The following is an 18,099-nucleotide window of genomic DNA, read 5'->3' as shown; positions in this document are numbered from 1 at the left end:
AACGTGGACAGCGTAAAGATTTTGATAATCAAAAATGGCAAGCGTCAATCCGCTGAGCTTCTCTGTGACTCCGAAAATCCAAGCATCACTTTTGTTATGGAAGATGGTTATCGAAATTCGTACTCTGGCGACGATTTTTACAAATGCCTAGGTCATGTCAGGGAAGACCATCGTGACGTAACTTTTTTGTGTAAAGGAGCAAAAATAAACGTACACCCCTCTACTATGTCCTCACAGATGTCGTTAGGTGTAAAAGCATATGAACTGACACTTGGAAAACAAGCATTCAGAAGCGATTTAGTAAGTATCTTTGATTACGAGGAAAACAATCTGACAAACGAACCTGAGGTTCAGGAAGAGTTTTTCATGCGATGGGTTGAGTCTGATATCTCCGACGAGTAGCTAGGGTAAAGATAAAGTATCTGGAAAAAGCCCAGTTAGAACTGGGCTCATCTTCCGGTAAGAATTCGGACTTAACTACCCGAACCACTCGTACCACCACCAGCCCCCCCTGTTCCTCCTCTAGCACGCCCCGAACTCCCACCGCTTCCACTGCCACTCATCCCAGAACTACCGGATCCTCCAGACCCACTCCCAGAACCACTCCCCATCGAACCTCCACCACTCATCGCCCCACTTCCCGCCTCCGGGGAGGTGCTACTTCCATTTGCATCACCACCATTCCCACCCTTAATAGCGCCAGGCGGCAACGCCTTCCCGTCCGCGGAACCCGCATTCATTTCTGAATAAGGCGGCATCCCCCCCTTATCCACAGGTGCATCGTTGCCGGAGGACTGAGCAAACGTCGACATTGAGCCGGCCGACAACACGCCGATCACCGTCAGGGCGGTCAATTTTGACCTGATCATGGTGTACCTCCTTTAAAAGGTGCGTACCTGATTTCTGGCCGTCATCGCTTTTTAAAGGTGCCGCACAATCGACGAGCGGCGCTGCGCCACAGCGTATGTTCAGCTCGGTTCGTTTGAGCCATCTTCACCGGCAATGTCCGGGTCATCAGGGTGAGCTTCCACATCCCCGCGCTTCACTTCATCAGACGGCAACTGCTCTACAGCGGTGTCGTCATCAGGCGGACGTTGATCACGACTCAGGGAATCGGTCGGTGAAGGCAGCGGATATTCGGGGGTATCGTCGACGTCGGAGTCTTTCGGATCAGCATTCATAAGGCACCTCTCGTGAGGCCTGAAAAGCAGGCCCTGAAGTTTCGAGGAGGGTGCCCTGCATTGCGTTCGATCAGAGAGACGATCGGTCGAATCCGTCGCACAGCAGGCTCAATCCTCGTCTTCGTCTTCGTCCTCTTCCTCGTCTTCGAACTCGATATTTCCGACGTCGCCCGCATCATCGGAATCATTGAGCGGCACTGTTGCGTCATCCATCAATGAGCCTGGGTCTTCGTTTCCTGGATCGTTAATGAACGGAAGCCCGCTCGGGCCTTTTTCTTCCTTGCCTTCGGTTTCAGGGGTCATGGCATGCCTCTTAACATTCTGGGGTGTATGAAGTTCGAGGCGACCCACAACCAAACGTTCCAGAGTCCTGCTCCAGAAATGAAAAACCCGGCGCGGGGCCGGGTTTCTGGTGGAGCTCGATGTCGAATCAGTGATGTTTGTTCTTGTGCTTGTTTTTATGCTTATGGCTGTAGCCGCTACCGGAGTGCGAACTGCCGCTATCGTTACCCAAGTTGTTGCCTACCGCCCCACCTGCCGCGCCGCCCAGGCCTGCGCCAATGGTCGAACCGGTCTTGCCGCCCAGGCTATTGCCGATCACCGAGCCACCGGCCGACCCCAAACCACCACCAATAGCCGCTTCTGTGCGACTGCCTTTGTTCGCGCCGACCGCGCTACCTGCCGCGCCGCCTACACCGGCGCCAATCGCAGCACCCGTGCTGCCGCCCATTTGCTGGCCGACCACGTTACCTAGCGCACCGCCAATACCACCGCCAACTGCAGCGGTGCCGTCACCGGCGGCCATTGCACCTTGAGCGACCAAAAGTCCCAGAACCAACGTGGACAATGTCAAACGCATGATATGAACCTCTAAATTCCGTATCGGGGGTAAGAGAACGCGTTACGGATGGCGTGAGTCTAGCTTTTTCATCACACCAGCGTTGATCGTTGGACAGCTATAAATTCGAAGAGCGCGAAAGAAGAAATATCCAGATACAAAAAGCCCGGCATCAAGCCGGGCTTTTTGAGCTGATCGATCAGGATCAGTGACGCTTATGACCTTTGGCCAGGTTGCTGCCCACGCCGCCGCCCAATGCGCCGCCCAAGCCCGCGCCAATGGTGGAACCGGTCTTGCCGCCCAGGCTATTGCCGATCACCGAACCGCCGGCCGCGCCGATACCACCACCAATGGCGGCTTTAGTGCGGCTGCCTTTGCGTGCTGCAACAGCACTGCCGGCCGCGCCCGCTACACCCGCACCAATCGCTGCACCGGTGCTGCCGCCCATGCTCTGGCCGACCACATTACCCAGCGCGCCACCCAAACCACCACCGAGGGCGGCAGTGCCATCACCCGCAGCCATCGCACCTTGAGCAACCAAAAGCCCCAGAACCAAAGCAGGCAGTGTTAAACGCATGACAAGAACCTCAAAAAAGGGGTAACCGAAAGGGGCGAGATTGAATGCTTTTGAGGAGACAAAGTCCAGACACGCACGGGTACAACCTCGCAATAGGCGACGGTTGGACAGCGTTTTTAGAAAAGGTTTTATGACAGGCAAAAAAAAGCCCGCTGGGGAACGGGCCAGGTACTGCTTTCTAACGGATGAGTTGAGCCTACGTAGGCAGGTGTGAAAAGTTTGTGAAAAAAAAACACTAACCGCGGGTTGTGTATCTGTAGTCAAAATCCCAACTACCAACCTTGTGAAAATAAAAACCCCGCTCAATGGCGGGGGACTGTCCGGTTAACGGTTACTTCCTGGAAGGCGCCACCACCCTCTTGGGTAAGAAATTCGCCTTTTCGGTTCGGGGTACCTTGGATTTCACTTTGGCGACCTTGGCCCGGTCTTCACCAAAGCCCGACACATACTCCGCTTGACCACACTGCACGCAATTGTTGATCGGAAACTCAGACCCGTCGTCTTCGATATACGAATCAGCCATACTTCTCCCCTCTCAAAAATGGGTCGACACCGGCAAGCCCTATTTGCCTGGGAAAATGTCGACCTTCAACGCTTTTGAGACTAGTCAGTCAGTACTGGACTTGTAGTTCAGATTATTGCGTCCCCGACGAACGGCTTCGTGCCCCCACTCATCTCAGCTTGACCGCCGTCCCGGTCACGAACACCACCACCATCCCGCCCTTCCCGGCCGGCATGCTGATCTCATAATCAAGCCCCACCACCGCATCAGCTTGAAGTGCCCGCGCCCGTTCCTTCAACTCGTCGGTTGCCTGAATCCGTGCTTCCTTCAACGCCCGCTCCAATGTCTGAGAACGCCCACCGAAAAAATCCCGCATCCCGGCGAACATATCGCGGATAACGTTGACACCTTGCACCGACTCGGCACTGACGATGTCCAGATAGGCGGTGATTTGTTGGCCTTCGATGGTGTGGGTTGTGGTGGTGATCATTAAATTTCCTTCTTCAAAGCCCGGGGATAATTACTCAAGGCAACCTGGACAGATGTTGAGCCAACGCATCAAACGCCGGCAAGGTGACCGGATCATTAGCCGAGTTACTGGCGACCGGATGGGAGGCGTAGCGAACAATCACCATCTCGGCTTTCGGGTCGACATAAATGCGTTGCCCATGGACCCCTCGCGCCATGAAGGCTCCACCCTCTTTGTTGGTCACCCACCACATTGAACGGTAGCTCCACCCCTTCAACAAGTCGTAACCCGCCTGGGCGAATGCCTGCTTGTCGCCGCCGCGACGGAGGTCGTCAACCACCGCTTTGGGCACGATTTGCTGACCGTTGAACTGGCCGTCATTACGCAACATCTCGCCAAACCGTGCCAGGTCGCGCAAACCGGTGTTCAAGCCGCCGCCAGCAAACGGGGTGCCAATGGAATCCACCGTGAAATAGGCGTCCTGCTCAGTACCCAAACGGCTCCAGATCCGCTCCGACAACAACTGTGCGACGTTGCGACCGGTCGCTCGAGCGATGATCCAGCCCAGTACATCGGTATTGACGGTCTTGTAGCCGAACGCGTTGCCGTGTTCGCCTTGCGGTTGAACCGTCTGCAAAAACTCGTAGTAACTTCGCGGACCGCTGTAGTCCTTTGGCTTGGGCAGAGGGCTCCCAGCTTTTGCATGAGCCCAGACCTCGGCGTTCGGGTCGGCGTAGTCCTCGCTGTACTTGAGGCCGGTCGTCATATCGAGGACCTGACGCACCGTGGCGCTGCCAAACGCGGAGGCCGCCAGTTCGGGGATGTATTCGGCGACGTGCTTGTTCGCATCGATTCGCCCTTCTGCCACCAACATCGCCCCCAACGTGCCGATCACGGACTTGGTCACCGACATTGCCGCGTGCTGGCCTTCAGGCTTCAACACGCCAAAATAACGCTCGTAGACAACTTTCCCGCGATGCATCACCACAATCCCGTCGGTGTAGGTGGCCGCGAGGGATTGCTCCCAGGTCATCGGAGCCTTCGCGCCAAGCGGGACGAAGCTGATCGCATCAATGTCTTTGCGCTGCGCAGATACCAGTGGAACCGGCGCACCGAACCCCCGTGAAACGTCGATCGTAGGCATCAGTTGACGGAAGTTCGAGACACTCCAGCGCATCGCCGGGAACTGGAAATAGCTGCCGTCATCGAAACGCACGGTGCGATCTGCAGGGGGTGGCGAGCCGACCATCCAGCCTAGTTTTGCGGGGTCGCTGGCTATGGCATCGGGGAAAGTCTTGGTCGTAGTTGCAGCGGCGAAAAAGGAGACGGTACTCATCAACACGGCGGTGAGGGAAATAGCTATGCGGCGGGAAGCGGCGCGAGGGTGGGACATAGTGTCGATTCCATTCGAGGGCTTGGGCAGTCCAACAGGTTAAAGCAGCTTTACCAGCACAGTTGTGACAGTGGCCACCGTGCCAATCAACCCAGTCGCCACAGCCACCGGATACCAAACAGTTTCACGGGTCATCTTCCCGGCCTGGGCGTTCAGCTTGCGCTGCTCAGCCATCAGCTTGACGATCTCCACATGAACCTTTTCCAGTTCTGCCTGTTCCATTGTGAGTTCCTGCATTACGTGCGTTCGTCCTTCCAGATAACGGGCCGCGTCATGTGCCTTGCCCGTTGATCCATTGTGTCCCCTAAAGGCGCAAAGCGAATACCCCTCACGAAACGGCTCGTGCCAGTTGCTGAAACCTGTGAAAGCACCCAACTATCTGGCTTTCCGGCATTACATCCCACATGCCTGTCACCCGTCCTACATGAATTTCGGAAGTGCCTTCGCGGATGAGCGTGGATCAATAATATTGCCTTCCACAAAATCCAGACGCCAGAAACCACAAAACCCCTGACTTCTTTCGAAATCAGGGGTTTTGGTTACATCGAATTTGGCGGTGAAGGAGAGATTCGAACTCTCGATACAATTTCTTGTATACACACTTTCCAGGCGTGCTCCTTAAGCCACTCGGACACTTCACCGTATCTCGTCAAACAAGTTCTGTCTGTCGAGGCGCGCTAATGTAGTCGAAAGCTTTTCCGATGGCAAACTTTTTTTGCAGAATTTTCATGCGCTTAGCGTTTTAGTTGTTCGAGCAGGTTCCAGTCCATGGCAAACCCGCCAATCTCCGGCTTCGCGCCCTCCTCTATATAGAGGGGAATGCGCGGCAGACGTGGCGGGCGACGCTTGCCGGGCGGGGAAAGGGTGACTGGGCGGTCAGTCACGGCGCTTTACCTGGCCTGCGGCGGTGAGTAACGTCTGCGCTACTTTATTGAAAGGAATAGCGTCATGAGTGAGTTGATTTCCTACCATCTCGAAGACGGTATCGCGACCCTGACCTTGAGCAATGGCAAGGTCAATGCCATCTCTCCGGACGTGATTGCTGCGTTTAACGCCGCGCTGGATCAGGCAGTGACTGATCGTGCGGTGGTGATCATTACCGGTACGCCCGGGATGCTGTCGGGCGGTTATGACTTGAAGGTGATGACCTCCGGCCCTAAAGAAGCCGTGGCGCTGGTGACTGCCGGTTCGACGCTGACACGTCGCCTTTTGTCGCACCCGTTCCCGGTGATCGTCGCGTGCCCTGGGCATGCGGTGGCCAAGGGCGCGTTCCTGTTGTTGTCGGTGGATTACCGCATTGGTGTCGACGGCCCGTTCACCATTGGTTTGAACGAAGTGCAGATCGGCATGACCATGCACCACGCCGGTATCGAGCTGGCCCGTGATCGTCTGCGCAAGTCGGCGTTCCACCGCGCGGTGATCAACGCTGAGATGTTTAATCCGCAAAGTGCTGTGGATGCCGGGTTCTTCGACCTGGTGGTGTCGGCCGAAGAGCTGCAAGGCGCGGCGCTGGCGGCGGCTCGTCAGTTGAAGAAGATCAACATGACCGCGCACAAGAACACCAAACTCAAAGTGCGCAAGGCGCTGCTGGAGAGGCTGGACAACGCGATCATCGAGGATCAGGATTTTTTGGTTTAAACCCAAACGTGCCACACCGAAAAGCCCGACCGTCGTGTCGGGCTTTTTCTTATGCGCGCCGTTAAATAGCCTACAACCGCTCTAGATCGCATCTGACCCATAAGTCGGAAACATGCGCTCAAACATCGCCTATCTCCTACCTCTATAGCGGCAATTGCCGAAAACAGTGCACATCCGTACACTGCGCCACCTTTTGTCCCGGTGGGGCCTGTAAATGCTGTTTGTGTTTCGTATGTTATTGATGGGCTTGCACTTTATTCTGGCCGGTGTGCTTGGGGTGGTTCTTGGCCTGTGCCGACCGTTCAACCCGGATAACAGCCGTTTGTGTGCGCGTCTTTATGCATGGCCGGCGATGTGCATTTTGCGTCTGCGGGTGAAGGCCGACGTCGGACCGCTGATGGATAAACCCGACAGCTGCGTGATCATCGCCAACCACCAGTCCAACTACGATCTGTTTGTGTTCGGCAACGTGGTGCCCCGCCGCACCGTGTGTATCGGCAAGAAGAGTCTGAAGTGGGTGCCGCTGTTTGGTCAGTTGTTCTGGCTGGCGGGCAATGTGCTGATCGATCGCGGTAATGCGCAGAAAGCACGCCAGTCGATGCTGACCACTACCCACACGTTACAGAATGAAGACACTTCGATTTGGGTCTTCCCGGAAGGCACACGCAACTTGGGCGAAGAGTTGCTGCCATTCAAGAAAGGTGCCTTTCAAATGGCCATTGCCGCCGGGGTGCCGATTGTTCCGGTGTGTGTCAGCAGTTACGTTAAACACATGCGATTGAACCGTTGGCGCAGTGGGAAGATTCTGATCCGCTCGTTACCGGCGATTCCTACCGCGGGATTGAGCCTGGATGACATGCCGATGCTGATTGCCCAGTGCCGCGAGCAGATGCGCGACTGCATCGCTTCGATGGATCGGCAACTGCAAGCCGCCTAAAAGAAACCCGCCTTGTGCGGGTTTTCTTTTGCCTGCGAGCTTTTGCCTTCGAACTCAACAGATTTCACTGACTCTCAAGCAGTAGACAGGGCTAAGCTGGAGACTGCCTGCCACTGCCATCTTTGCTAATAGAAAGCTGCCAATAAGAAGTGAATCACTATCATGGGTAGAGTTGTTGCTGCTGCGGTTTATAGCGCTGGTAAGAAAGTCACCAATATCACCCTCGACGAAGGCGCTGCCTGGGCTGCAAAGCCTGGCCACTTTGTCTGGATCGGCCTTGAAGAGCCGAACGCCCAGGAGCTGTTCAATCTGCAACGCCAGTTCAACCTGCACGAACTGGCCATTGAAGACGCCCTGGAAAAACATAGTCGGCCGAAACTGGAAACCTTCGGCGATGCACTGTTCATCGTCACGTATTCACCGATCCGGAATGAAGGAAAACTGGAGTTCATCGAGACTCATATCTTTGCCGGCAAGGGCTACATCATTACCGCACGAAACGGTCACTCAGCGTCCTACGCCCATGTCCGACAGCGTTGTGAGGCGCGTCCGTTGTTGCTGGAGCATGGGGAAGACTTCGTACTCTATGCCATCCTCGACTTCGTGATCGAAAACTACCAGCCCATGGGTGAAGCGATCCATGCAGAGATCGATGAGCTGGAACGCAACGTCATGTGTAGCTCCCTGAACGAACGCGACATTCAAAAACTTCACAGCCTGCGCCGCGATGTGCTGCGCTTGCGCCGGTTTGCGGCGCCGATGGTGGAGATTGGTGAGGAATTGCAGAAACTGAGTTTTCCGTTCATCGACAAGAACATGCGCCCGTACTTTCGCGATGTGCAGATCCACGTGACGCGGCAGATGGAAGACCTGACGACCCTGGCGGACATTGCCAGCCAGACCATTGAAGTTGGGGTGTTGCTGGAGGCGTCACGCCAAAGCGTGGTGCAGCGCAAGTTTGCGGCGTGGGCGGCGATTCTGGCGTTCCCGACGGCGGTGGCCGGGATATACGGGATGAACTTTCAGGACATGCCGGAGTTGAGTTGGCATTACGGTTATTTCGGGGTGTTGGGGGTCATTGCGGTGGGGTGCGTAAGTTTGTGGGCGAGTTTCAAAAAGTCGGGCTGGCTGTAGCCATTACCGAGGTGCCTGTGACATTCGCGAGCAAGCCCGCTCCCACAGTGGATCTCCGGTGTTGTAGATATCATTGTGGGAGCGGCGGTGCGACGATTCGACTTGCTCGCGAAGCTTTTATCTTTTAAACCGACTCGGATGCTGGCTTGTGCGCCACAAACCGCATCATCCACTCCGCAACGGTAGTGCCGTGATGCTCGTGCTCAAGGCTCGCCATGCCTTTCGAATAAATCTGCTCGCCCAGCGCTTCCTGACGAATATCCAACAGTGCGCGCGAGTAATCGTGAATGAATTCCGGATGCCCCTGGAAGCACAGCACCTGATCGTTGATGTGGTACGCGGCGAACGGGCAGAATTCGCTGGAAGCGATGACCGTGGCGTTTTCCGGGAGCGCGGTGACCTGGTCCTGATGGCTGATCAACAAGGTCAGTTCTTCCCTCACCGGGCTCATCCACGGCGCCTTGGCGGCGAGTTGGTACTTGTGGGTGCCAACGCCCCAGCCTTGGGTCGCACGTTCGCTCTTGCCGCCCAGCAGCAGCGCCAGCAGTTGATGGCCGAAGCACACGCCCAGCAGTTTGTCGCCGCGCTCGTAGCGGGTCAGCAGGTAAGCCTTGAGGGTTTCAATCCACGGGTCGGTGCCGAAGGAATCGGCCTTGCTGCCGGTGACCAGGTAGGCATCGAAGGTCAGCTCATCGCCGGGATACTCGCCCTGCATCACGTTGTACACAGTGAACTCGGCCGCGATGGGTTGCTGCGAAAACAGACGCTGGAACATCTGCCCGTAACCCTGATATTCATCGACCAGTTCCGGACGCAGGATGTCGGTTTCCAGAATGCAGATGCGTAACGACATAAAAAATACCTGACACGTGATGGGAATAATGCACACCCCAGAGCCTGCCTTGAAACACACTGGCAAGGCAAGCCCCGGAATGCGTCACCCGTCCCCTAGAACGCCTCCCCTTTAGCCGCTTTTTCCAGCAATAGCGCAGGGGGGGCGAATCGCTCGCCATACTGCTCCGCCAGGTACTGGGCGCGGGCGACGAAATCTTTCACGCCATACTGGTTGATGAACTGCAGCGCGCCGCCGGTCCAGGCGGCGAAGCCGATCCCGAAGATCGAGCCGATGTTGGCATCCGCCGTCGAGGTCAACACCCCCTCCTCCACACAGCGCACGGTTTCGATGGCTTGCACAAACAGCAGCCGATCACGCACGTCCTTCGGCGAAATCTGCCCGTCAGCCTTCTCAAAAAGGCTTTTCAGCTCTGGCCACAGATGCTTCTGCCCACGGGCCGGATAATCGTAGAAACCACCACCAGCAGCCTTGCCCGGACGCTTGTATTCCTGGAGCAGCAAGTCAATCACGGCGAATGCCGGGTGCTCAATCAGCGATTTCCCTTCTGCTCGCAGGTCTTTGGCAGTTTGCTGGCGGATATGGCTCATCAGGCTGAGGGAAACTTCGTCGGAGATCGCCAGAGGTCCGATCGGCATGCCGGCCTTGCGCGCTTCAGTCTCGATCATCGGCGCGCTCACGCCTTCGCCCAGCATGGCGATGCCTTCGTTGGTGAATGTGCCGAACACCCGCGAGGTGAAGAAACCGCGACTGTCGTTGACCACAATCGGCGTTTTCTTGATTTGCAGGACGAAATCGAACCCGCGAGCCAGGATTTCATTGCTGGTGTGGGCGCCTTTGATGATTTCCACCAAAGGCATTTTCTCCACGGGGCTGAAGAAATGCAGACCGATGAATTTGCTCTGATCCGGTACGGCGTTCGCGAGGCCGCTGATGGGCAGGGTTGACGTGTTGGAAGCAATCACCGCATCCGGGCCAATGACTTTTTGCGCTGCCGAAGAGACGCTGGCTTTCAGTTCGCGATCTTCAAACACCGCTTCAATGATCAGATCACAACCGACCAGGTCGGCATCGCTTTCAGTGGGATGAATTCGCGCCAGCGTTGCATCGCGCTGATCGGCACTCAATAGACCACGCGCAACCTTCTTATCCAGCAGCGCCGCCGAATGAGCCTTGCCCTTCTGTGCCGCCGCAAGATTGATGTCCTTGAGCACCACGTCGATGCCGGCCGACGCGCTGACAAAGGCGATTCCGGCGCCCATCATGCCTGCGCCCAGCACGCCCACGCGACGCGTCACGTAAGGTTCAAAGCCTTGGGGCCGCGAGCTGCCGGCATTGATTTCGTTGAGCTGGAACCAGAACGTGCCGATCAGGTTTTTCGACACCTGGCCGGTGGTCAATTCGGTGAAGTAGCGGGTTTCGATCAGGTGCGCGGTGTCGAAATCCACCTGAGCACCTTCTACCGCAGCACAGAGGATTTTCTCTGGCGCGGGCAGGCAGCCCTGGGTTTTGCTGCGCAGGATCGACGGCGCGATGGCCAGCATTTGCGCGACTTTCGGGTTCGACGGCGTGCCACCGGGAATCTGGTAACCCTTCACGTCCCAGCGCTGCACAACCGAAGGATGGGCGACAATCCAAGCGCGAGCCTTGGCCAGCAGTTCGTCACGATCCGCCGCCAACTCATCAATCAAACCTGCCCGCAACGCCTGCTGCGGCCGGACTTTCTTGCCCTCGAGCAGGTACGGCAAGGCTTTTTCAATACCGAGCATCCGCACCATGCGCACCACCCCACCTCCGCCCGGCAGCAGGCCGAGGGTCACTTCCGGCAAGCCGAGTTGCACCGAAGAATCGTCCAGCGCAACCCGGTGATGGCACGCCAGGCAGATTTCCCAACCGCCGCCCAACGCGGCGCCGTTGATCGCGGCGACCACCGGTTTGCCGAGGGTCTCGAGGGTGCGCAGTTGCCCTTTGAGTGTCAGCACCATGTCATAAAAGGCTTTGGCTTCGGGCTTGCCGACCTTGATCAGTTCGTTGAGGTCGCCGCCGGCGAAAAAGGTTTTTTTGGCCGAGGTGATGATCACGCCGGCGAGGGTGTCTTTGTCGGCAACCAGTCTGGCAACACACGCGGCCATGGCTTCGCGGTAGACCGCGTTCATGGTGTTGGCGCTCTGGCCCGGCATATCGATGGTCAGGACGACGATCTGGTCCTGACCTTTTTCGTAACGGATGGCTTCGGTCATGAAAGGGTTTCCTTGAAGTCGGTCGGGGCTCAGAGGCGTTCGATGATGGTGGCGATGCCCATGCCGCCGCCGACACATAGCGTCGCGAGGCCATAGCGCAGGCGCCGGGTTTCCAGTTCATCGAGCAACGTGCCGAGGATCGCGCAGCCAGTGGCGCCCAGCGGGTGGCCCATGGCGATGGAGCCGCCGTTGACGTTGACCTTGTCCGGGTCGATAGCCATGTCCCTGATGAATTTCAGCACCACCGAGGCGAAAGCTTCGTTGACCTCGAACAGGTCTATGTCTTCAACCCGTAGCCCGGCCTTGGCCAGTGCCTTGCGGGTGGCCGGCGCGGGACCGGTGAGCATGATGGTCGGGTCGGTGCTGGTGACGGCGGTGGCGACGATTCGCGCCCGCGGTTGCAAACCCAGCGCCCGGCCCTTGGCTTCGGAGCCGATCAGCATCAGCGCCGCGCCATCGACGATCCCGGAACTGTTGCCCGCCGTGTGCACGTGGTTGATGCGCTCGACATGGCTGTAGACCCGAAGCGCCGTGGCATCGAAGCCCATTTGCCCGATCATCTCGAAGCTCGGCTTGAGCTGGCCCAGGCCTTCCATGGTCGATCCGGCGCGGATGAATTCATCGTGATCGAGCAGGATGATGCCGTTCTGGTCCTGCACCGGCACCAGCGATTTGTTGAACGAACCGTCGGCCCTTGCCCGCGCAGCCTTTTGCTGAGAGTGCAGCGCATAGGCATCGACGTCCTGACGGCTGAAGCCTTCCAGCGTGGCAATCAGGTCAGCGCCCACGCCTTGAGGGGCGAAATGGCTGTGAAAACTGGTTTCCGGGTCGTGTGCCCAGGCGCCACCATCGCTGCCCATCGGCACGCGAGACATGGACTCGACGCCGCCGACCACCACCAGGTCTTCAAAGCCGGAACGCACCTTCATCGCGCCGAGGTTCACCGCCTCCAGCCCCGAGGCGCAGAAGCGGTTGATCTGCAAACCCGCCACGCTGACGTCCCAATCCGCCACCTGGGTCGCGGCTTTGGCGATGTCGGAACCCTGGTCGCCGACAGGCGTCACGCAGCCAAGTACCACATCGTCGACCTGACTGGTATCGAGAGACGTGCGCTGTTGCAGCGCCGTGAGCAGCCCGGCCACCAGGTTCACCGGTTTGACGCTGTGCAAGGCACCATTGGCCTTGCCTTTGCCGCGGGGCGTGCGTAACGCGTCGAAAATCAAAGCTTGGGTCATGACGTTCTCAAACCTGGGCAGGGAGTAAATTCAGAGTTCCCACCTTAGGCCGAGCGGCCCCGGATTCAATGACCGCAGTGCTCACAGACGTTGACGGTCACGCTCAGACGGACGGTAGGCAACCACCGGATTAACCGATTCAGGACACCAAGCTGTCTAGCAAACGGGCGCCCAAGAAGCTGGCAATAGGCCTCATGCCTTTTTAAGAGCAATTTATGTAAAGTCCATACGAAATGGATCTAAAGCAAGCGTGACGCGGGCTCTAAGGTGAAGTTGTACGAAGTTGTCGTCGGGTTTTGCCGAGGCGCTCGTCAAACAGGAAGTGCAACGCTCTGCCGTCATGGAGAAATGCAGGCAGGCATCAGGAAATAACAATAAAGGCGGTCAAGCCATGTTCAAACAATCGAAAGTACGTCAAGCCGGGCTCATTCTTTTCGCCACTACGCTGTTGTTGATTTTGCCGAACCTGACCAAGGTGATCGGCTAGTCGGTCAATAAAAAATACGGCGCCAGGTTTTATATCGCCCTCCAAAAATGTGACTGGTTCGCTACCCGGACCAGCGTGGGTGTGCCAACCTTTGCGGCACTTCCACGACATGGACGGCGATCATTTGAAAACGCTCATTTTGTTCGGGGCCTTGCTGCTCAGCACGCCTCTGTCTGCCGCACAGCTGAACCTTGAGCTGGGCGCGAGCAGTCGCACCTGGCAAACCGAGGAGTTGCTCAAGCATCCTCAGGCTCAGACCATCACCATCAGCAACGACGTTTCCTACAAACGGGACATGAGCTATCGCGCTGTTCCGGTGGCTGCGTTGTTGACGGGCATCAAGCCTGAAGACCATTTACAGGCGGTAGCCCTGGATGGTTTTGCCGCAGAACTGTCGGCTGCGCCGTTGCTCAATACCCAGGGTGCGCGCGCATGGTTGGCGGTTGAAGAACCCGCCAAGCCGTGGCCACCGCTGTCGGAAGGCAAACACGGCGCCGGGCCGTTCTATCTGGTCTGGACCGATCCGCAGGCGGGCGACATCAGCCCCGAGCAATGGCCCTTTCAAGTGGCGAGCATCAAGCGCATGGCGCCGGTGGCCGAGCGCTTCCCTGCCCTGCTGCCCGATCCGGCGTTGAAGGCTGACGATCCGGTGAACAAGGGCTTTGCGCTGTTTCAGAAGAATTGCCTGGCGTGTCACCGATTGAACGGCGCCGGGGATGCGCAGTTTGGGCCTGACCTGAACATTCCGTTTAACCCGACCGAGTACTTTGGCGCGGATTTCCTCAAGCGCTACATTCGTGATCCGCAGAGCTTGCGCCAGTGGCCCCAGGCGAAGATGCCCGGGTTCTCGGCGACGGTGTTGCCGGACGGGGATCTGGAGAGGTTGGTGGGGTATTTGAAGCACATGGCTGGGCGCAAGGTTAAGCCCTGACACTACCCCCCCTGTGGGAGCGAGCCTGCTCGCGATTACGGTGTGTCAGTCACAGAAGTGGTGACTGATAAGACGCTATCGCGAGCAGGCTCGCTCCCACAGGGGATTTATGGTGTTTCGGATTATTGCTGTTGGACTGAGATAATCGGCATCGGTGTCGGTGACACAAACACCTTCGCATGCATCTGCTCGCAACCACCGCCACGCCGCATGCCACGTACCGGGCATGCATCCAGGTAATCCAGGCCCACCGCCAGTTTCAAATGACGCTCGGGCCGCGCCAATTCATTGGTCACGTCGAAGCTGTACCAGGCGTCATCGAGCCAGGCTTCCGCCCAGGCGTGACTGGCCAGGTGTTCGCTGTTCTCGCTGTACAAATAGCCCGACACATAACGCGACGGAATGCCCAGGCTGCGGGCACAGGCGAGAAAAGCGTGGGTGTGGTCCTGACAGACGCCCGAACGCCCGGCGAAGGCCTGGGCGGCGCTGGTGTCCACTTCGGTGGAGCCCGGCGTGTAGGTCATGTGCTGGTTCAGGCTATGCATCAAGTCGATCAGCGCCGTGCGATCCCGGCGTTGCTTGCACTCTTTCTCGGCGAACGCACGCAGGGCTTCGTCGGCTTCGGTCAGGCGCGTGAAGCGCAGAAACGGCAGCGCCGACTGGCTTTCATGCTCCGCCTCGCGCAATTCGTCGATGTCCACCTGACCCCGGGCGCCGATGATGATCGCCTCGTGAGGCTCGTCCAGGGTCAGCACGTGCAGGATGTTGCCGAACGGATCGAGTTGCGCGCGCACCGGGCGCGGCAAGTCGAGCTGCCAACTGAGCACGTGCTGGCGCTCGCTGTCGTGGGGTGTCAGTCGCAGGTACTGGATGCTCGCCCGCACCTGATCTTCATAGTGATAGGTGGTCTCGTGGCTAATGGAAAGTCTCATGCAGCCTCCAGATAGGAACTGTGTATGGCGTTACCCAACTGGCGCACCAGCGGGATGAACTCGGTCAGCCAGGCGTGCAGGCCTTCGTCGAGAATTTCGGTGATGCCGGTGTAGCGCAGGCGCGCGTCCATTTCCGCTGCCAGGCGTTGTGCGGGACGACCGTTGGCCCCCGGCAATTGGGCAAGGATCTGGTCGATTTCTTCGGTGCAGGCGCGCAATGAACGTGGCACGTCAGCACGCAGCAGTAGCAACTCAGCCACATGCCGGGCGCCGGGCGCATCGCGGTAGATCTCGGTGTAGGCCTCGAACGAGGACAACGCCCGCAGCAAGGCACTCCACTGGTAATACGCGTGAGCAGTGCCATCACTGACCGCCTCGGCCTGATCGCCAGCCATTTCGTAGCGGGCGTCGAGCAGGCGCAGCGTGTTGTCCGCCCTTTCGATAAACGTCCCAAGACGAATAAAGCGGAACGCATCGTTACGCATGATCGTGCCGTAGGACGCGCCGCGGAACAGGTGGGAACGTTCCTTGATCCACTCGCAGAAACGGCTCATGCCGTAGCGACTTAAGCCCTGATCGGCAATCCCGCGGATTTCCAGCCAGGTGGCATTGATGTTTTCCCACATGTCGGCGGTGATTCGCCCACGTACCGCATGGGCGCTGGCCCGCGCGGCGCCGAGGCAGCTGTAGATGCTCGCCGGGTTGGCCGCGTCCAGGGCGAAGAAATGCAGCAGCCGTTCAGCGTGCAATTCGCCGTGGCGTTCCAGGTAATCGTCCAGGGTGCCGGTGATCAGCAACGGCATGGCGAGTTCATGCAGGCCGTCACCACGACCATCCTGTGGCATCAGCGACAGCGAATAACTGATGTCGAGCATCCGTGCGAGGTTTTCCGCCCGCTCCAGGTAACGCGACATCCAATACAAATCCGAGGCAGTTCTACTTAACATGGCAGGCTTCCTTCAATCCTCGACCACCCAGGTGTCCTTGGTTCCACCGCCCTGGGATGAATTCACCACCAGAGAGCCTTCGCGCAGGGCAACACGGGTCAAACCGCCGGGCACAACCCGGGTTTCGCGGCCAGACAATACAAACGGACGCAGGTCGATGTGGCGTGGAGCGATGCCGTTTTCGACAAAGGTCGGACAGGTCGACAGGGACAACGTCGGTTGCGCGATGTACGCATGGGGCTTGGCTTTGATCCGCGCGCGGAAAGACTCGATTTCCGCCGCCGTCGCCGCCGGCCCGACCAGCATTCCGTAACCGCCGGAGCCCTGGGTTTCCTTGACCACCAGTTCCGGAAGATTGGCCAGTACGTGGGACAGTTCAGAGGGATTACGACACTGCCACGTCGGCACATTCTTCAGGATCGGCTCTTCATCCAGGTAGAAACGGATCATGTCCGTGACAAAGGGGTACACCGACTTGTCGTCCGCGACCCCGGTGCCGATGGCATTGGCCAGCACCACGTTGCCGGAGCGATACGACGACAGCAGCCCTGGAACGCCGAGCATCGAGTCCGGGTTGAACGCCAGCGGATCGAGGAACGCATCGTCGAGGCGACGGTAGATCACATCGACGGCTTTCGGTCCGTCCGTGGTGCGCATGAACACCTTGTCATCCCGCACGAACAGGTCCGCGCCTTCCACCAGCTCAACGCCCATTTCCCGCGCCAGAAACGCATGTTCAAAGAACGCGCTGTTGAAACGGCCCGGCGTCAGTACCACCACGCTCGGGTTATCAATCGGGCTGGAGCTTTTCAGGGTGTCGAGCAACAGGTTCGGATAGTGGTCGATAGGGGCAATGCGCTGGGCCGCGAACAACTCGGGGAACAACCGCATCATCATCTTGCGGTCTTCGAGCATGTAGCTGACGCCGCTCGGTGTACGAAGATTGTCCTCAAGCACGTAGTACGTGCCGTCGCCATCGCGCACCAGATCGACACCGGAGATGTGGGAATAGATATCGCGGTGCAGATTCAGTCCTTGCATCGCCAACTGGTATTGCTCGTTGGCCAGCACTTGTTCGGCCGGGATGATGCCGGCCTTGATAATGCGCTGCTCGTGATAGAGGTCGGCGAGGAACATGTTCAACGCCTTGACCCGCTGAATGCAGCCGCGCTCGACGACTCGCCATTCACTGGCGGGGATGCTGCGGGGGATGGTGTCGAAGGGAATCAGGCGCTCTGTCCCTTGCTCATCACCATAGAGCGTGAATGTAATCCCGGCGCGATGAAATAACAGATCGGCCTCGCGTCGCCGTTGTGCCAAAAGCTCGTCAGGCGTTTCGGCCAGCCAACGGGCAAACTCCCGATAATGCGGGCGGACCTGGCCGCCGGCATCGTACATCTCATCAAAATAGGTGCGGATCATGCCGTACTCCTTGTCACCCGGACATCTGGGCTTCGCAAAGCCCGTGCCATCGGCATAAACGCTTTGATATCAATCAGTTGGATAATCGCACTGCACGCACCGCACCAATCCTGTGCGGTAAATGCCCCCGCCTGATCGCCCCCGCTTCATTGCGAAGCAATGTTGTCGCCTATCACCAGCATAGCCAGAGTTGATTTCACTGCCCGGGAAGCGGTGCGGATAATCCGCGCATTCGCTGGAAAACTTGACGAACTTCCCTTTGGCCGCCTGTTTAGGCGGCTTTTTTTTGCGTTTTTGAAACGTTATGAATCAAAAACCACGATCAAAAGATCGCAGCCTCGTTTCACTCGACAGCTCCTACAGGTGAAACGAGGCTGCGATCT

The 18,099-nt window shown here is 57.9% G+C and carries 19 protein-coding genes and 1 tRNA gene; 5 read left to right on the top strand and 15 right to left on the bottom strand.

The window, feature by feature from the left end:
- Nucleotides 1–3 precede the first annotated feature (3 nt).
- On the top strand, nucleotides 4–402 hold the full coding sequence (locus PMI27_RS05205; protein ID WP_008148842.1) for a hypothetical protein: 399 nt from the start codon (nucleotides 4–6) through the stop codon (nucleotides 400–402).
- 566 nt (nucleotides 403–968) lie between these two features.
- On the opposite strand, the gene PMI27_RS05210 is transcribed toward PMI27_RS05205, so the two are convergent.
- From PMI27_RS05210 to PMI27_RS31805, 9 genes are all read right to left on the bottom strand, one after another.
- On the bottom strand, nucleotides 969–1,181 hold the full coding sequence (locus PMI27_RS05210) for a hypothetical protein (protein ID WP_008148840.1): 213 nt from the start codon (nucleotides 1,179–1,181) through the stop codon (nucleotides 969–971).
- 108 nt (nucleotides 1,182–1,289) lie between these two features.
- Nucleotides 1,290–1,484: a hypothetical protein gene (locus PMI27_RS05215; protein WP_008148838.1), complete on the bottom strand. Its 195-nt coding sequence runs from the start codon at nucleotides 1,482–1,484 to the stop codon at nucleotides 1,290–1,292.
- Nucleotides 1,485–1,611: 127 nt separating this feature from the next.
- Complete coding sequence (locus tag PMI27_RS05220) at nucleotides 1,612–2,040, bottom strand: glycine zipper domain-containing protein (RefSeq protein ID WP_008148835.1); 429 nt, start codon at nucleotides 2,038–2,040, stop codon at nucleotides 1,612–1,614.
- Nucleotides 2,041–2,224: 184 nt separating this feature from the next.
- Entirely contained in the window at nucleotides 2,225–2,596 is a 372-nt protein-coding gene (locus PMI27_RS05225) for a hypothetical protein (RefSeq protein ID WP_008148833.1), read from the bottom strand.
- 671 nt (nucleotides 2,597–3,267) lie between these two features.
- Entirely contained in the window at nucleotides 3,268–3,588 is a 321-nt protein-coding gene (locus tag PMI27_RS05235; protein WP_008148829.1) for a YbjQ family protein, read from the bottom strand.
- Between the two features lie 34 nt (nucleotides 3,589–3,622).
- Complete coding sequence (locus tag PMI27_RS05240; RefSeq protein ID WP_238545918.1) at nucleotides 3,623–4,903, bottom strand: serine hydrolase domain-containing protein; 1,281 nt, start codon at nucleotides 4,901–4,903, stop codon at nucleotides 3,623–3,625.
- Between the two features lie 96 nt (nucleotides 4,904–4,999).
- Nucleotides 5,000–5,182 (bottom strand): hypothetical protein, encoded by a 183-nt coding sequence (locus PMI27_RS05245; RefSeq protein WP_008148826.1) that lies wholly within the window; start codon nucleotides 5,180–5,182, stop codon nucleotides 5,000–5,002.
- A gap of 329 nt (nucleotides 5,183–5,511) precedes the next feature.
- Nucleotides 5,512–5,601, bottom strand: a tRNA-Ser gene (locus PMI27_RS0229785).
- Nucleotides 5,602–5,694: 93 nt separating this feature from the next.
- Nucleotides 5,695–5,844, bottom strand: coding sequence for a hypothetical protein (locus PMI27_RS31805; protein ID WP_160171640.1), 150 nt, complete (start codon nucleotides 5,842–5,844; stop codon nucleotides 5,695–5,697).
- Between the two features lie 64 nt (nucleotides 5,845–5,908).
- On the opposite strand from PMI27_RS31805, the gene PMI27_RS05250 reads away from it, so the two are divergent.
- The 3 genes from PMI27_RS05250 (at nucleotide 5,909) to PMI27_RS05260 (ending at nucleotide 8,669) form a co-directional block, all read left to right on the top strand.
- A complete protein-coding gene (locus PMI27_RS05250) occupies nucleotides 5,909–6,598 on the top strand; it encodes a crotonase/enoyl-CoA hydratase family protein (protein WP_008148824.1) in 690 nt (229 codons plus the stop codon).
- 214 nt (nucleotides 6,599–6,812) lie between these two features.
- On the top strand, nucleotides 6,813–7,535 hold the full coding sequence (locus PMI27_RS05255) for a 1-acylglycerol-3-phosphate O-acyltransferase (protein WP_008148821.1): 723 nt from the start codon (nucleotides 6,813–6,815) through the stop codon (nucleotides 7,533–7,535).
- Nucleotides 7,536–7,697: 162 nt separating this feature from the next.
- Nucleotides 7,698–8,669 (top strand): magnesium and cobalt transport protein CorA, encoded by a 972-nt coding sequence (locus PMI27_RS05260; RefSeq protein WP_008148819.1) that lies wholly within the window; start codon nucleotides 7,698–7,700, stop codon nucleotides 8,667–8,669.
- Nucleotides 8,670–8,793: 124 nt separating this feature from the next.
- Here the strand turns inward: PMI27_RS05260 and PMI27_RS05265 are convergent, their stop codons facing one another.
- The 3 genes from PMI27_RS05265 to PMI27_RS05275 all read right to left on the bottom strand — a co-directional run bounded on the left by PMI27_RS05265 (nucleotide 8,794) and on the right by PMI27_RS05275 (nucleotide 12,997).
- Nucleotides 8,794–9,522 (bottom strand): amidotransferase, encoded by a 729-nt coding sequence (locus tag PMI27_RS05265; protein ID WP_008148817.1) that lies wholly within the window; start codon nucleotides 9,520–9,522, stop codon nucleotides 8,794–8,796.
- A 95-nt stretch (nucleotides 9,523–9,617) separates the two neighbouring features.
- On the bottom strand, nucleotides 9,618–11,762 hold the full coding sequence (locus PMI27_RS05270) for a 3-hydroxyacyl-CoA dehydrogenase NAD-binding domain-containing protein (RefSeq protein ID WP_008148815.1): 2,145 nt from the start codon (nucleotides 11,760–11,762) through the stop codon (nucleotides 9,618–9,620).
- Nucleotides 11,763–11,791: 29 nt separating this feature from the next.
- The gene (locus tag PMI27_RS05275) at nucleotides 11,792–12,997 is read right to left on the bottom strand and encodes an acetyl-CoA C-acetyltransferase (RefSeq protein WP_008148813.1); all 1,206 of its coding nucleotides are present in this window, start codon (nucleotides 12,995–12,997) and stop codon (nucleotides 11,792–11,794) included.
- Between the two features lie 596 nt (nucleotides 12,998–13,593).
- On the opposite strand from PMI27_RS05275, the gene PMI27_RS05280 reads away from it, so the two are divergent.
- Nucleotides 13,594–14,415 (top strand): c-type cytochrome, encoded by an 822-nt coding sequence (locus tag PMI27_RS05280; protein ID WP_008148811.1) that lies wholly within the window; start codon nucleotides 13,594–13,596, stop codon nucleotides 14,413–14,415.
- Nucleotides 14,416–14,537: 122 nt separating this feature from the next.
- Here the strand turns inward: PMI27_RS05280 and PMI27_RS05285 are convergent, their stop codons facing one another.
- Genes PMI27_RS05285 through PMI27_RS05295 form a run of 3 tightly spaced genes read right to left on the bottom strand, consistent with a single transcriptional unit; the run spans nucleotide 14,538 to nucleotide 17,716 of the window.
- Nucleotides 14,538–15,347, bottom strand: coding sequence for a transglutaminase family protein (locus tag PMI27_RS05285; protein WP_008148810.1), 810 nt, complete (start codon nucleotides 15,345–15,347; stop codon nucleotides 14,538–14,540).
- Nucleotides 15,344–16,294, bottom strand: a complete 951-nt coding sequence (locus PMI27_RS05290) for an alpha-E domain-containing protein (protein WP_008148807.1) — start codon at nucleotides 16,292–16,294, stop codon at nucleotides 15,344–15,346. The genes PMI27_RS05285 and PMI27_RS05290 overlap by 4 nt, the downstream gene beginning before the upstream one ends.
- Nucleotides 16,295–16,306: 12 nt before the next feature.
- Nucleotides 16,307–17,716: a circularly permuted type 2 ATP-grasp protein gene (locus PMI27_RS05295; RefSeq protein ID WP_008148806.1), complete on the bottom strand. Its 1,410-nt coding sequence runs from the start codon at nucleotides 17,714–17,716 to the stop codon at nucleotides 16,307–16,309.
- Between the last annotated feature and the right edge of the window lie 383 nt (nucleotides 17,717–18,099).

The sequence above is a fragment of the Pseudomonas sp. GM41(2012) genome, assembly GCF_000282315.2.
Classification (GTDB): domain Bacteria; phylum Pseudomonadota; class Gammaproteobacteria; order Pseudomonadales; family Pseudomonadaceae; genus Aquipseudomonas.
Note: the sequence above shows the minus strand (reverse complement) of the source record. Positions and strands in the feature narration are given on the sequence as shown.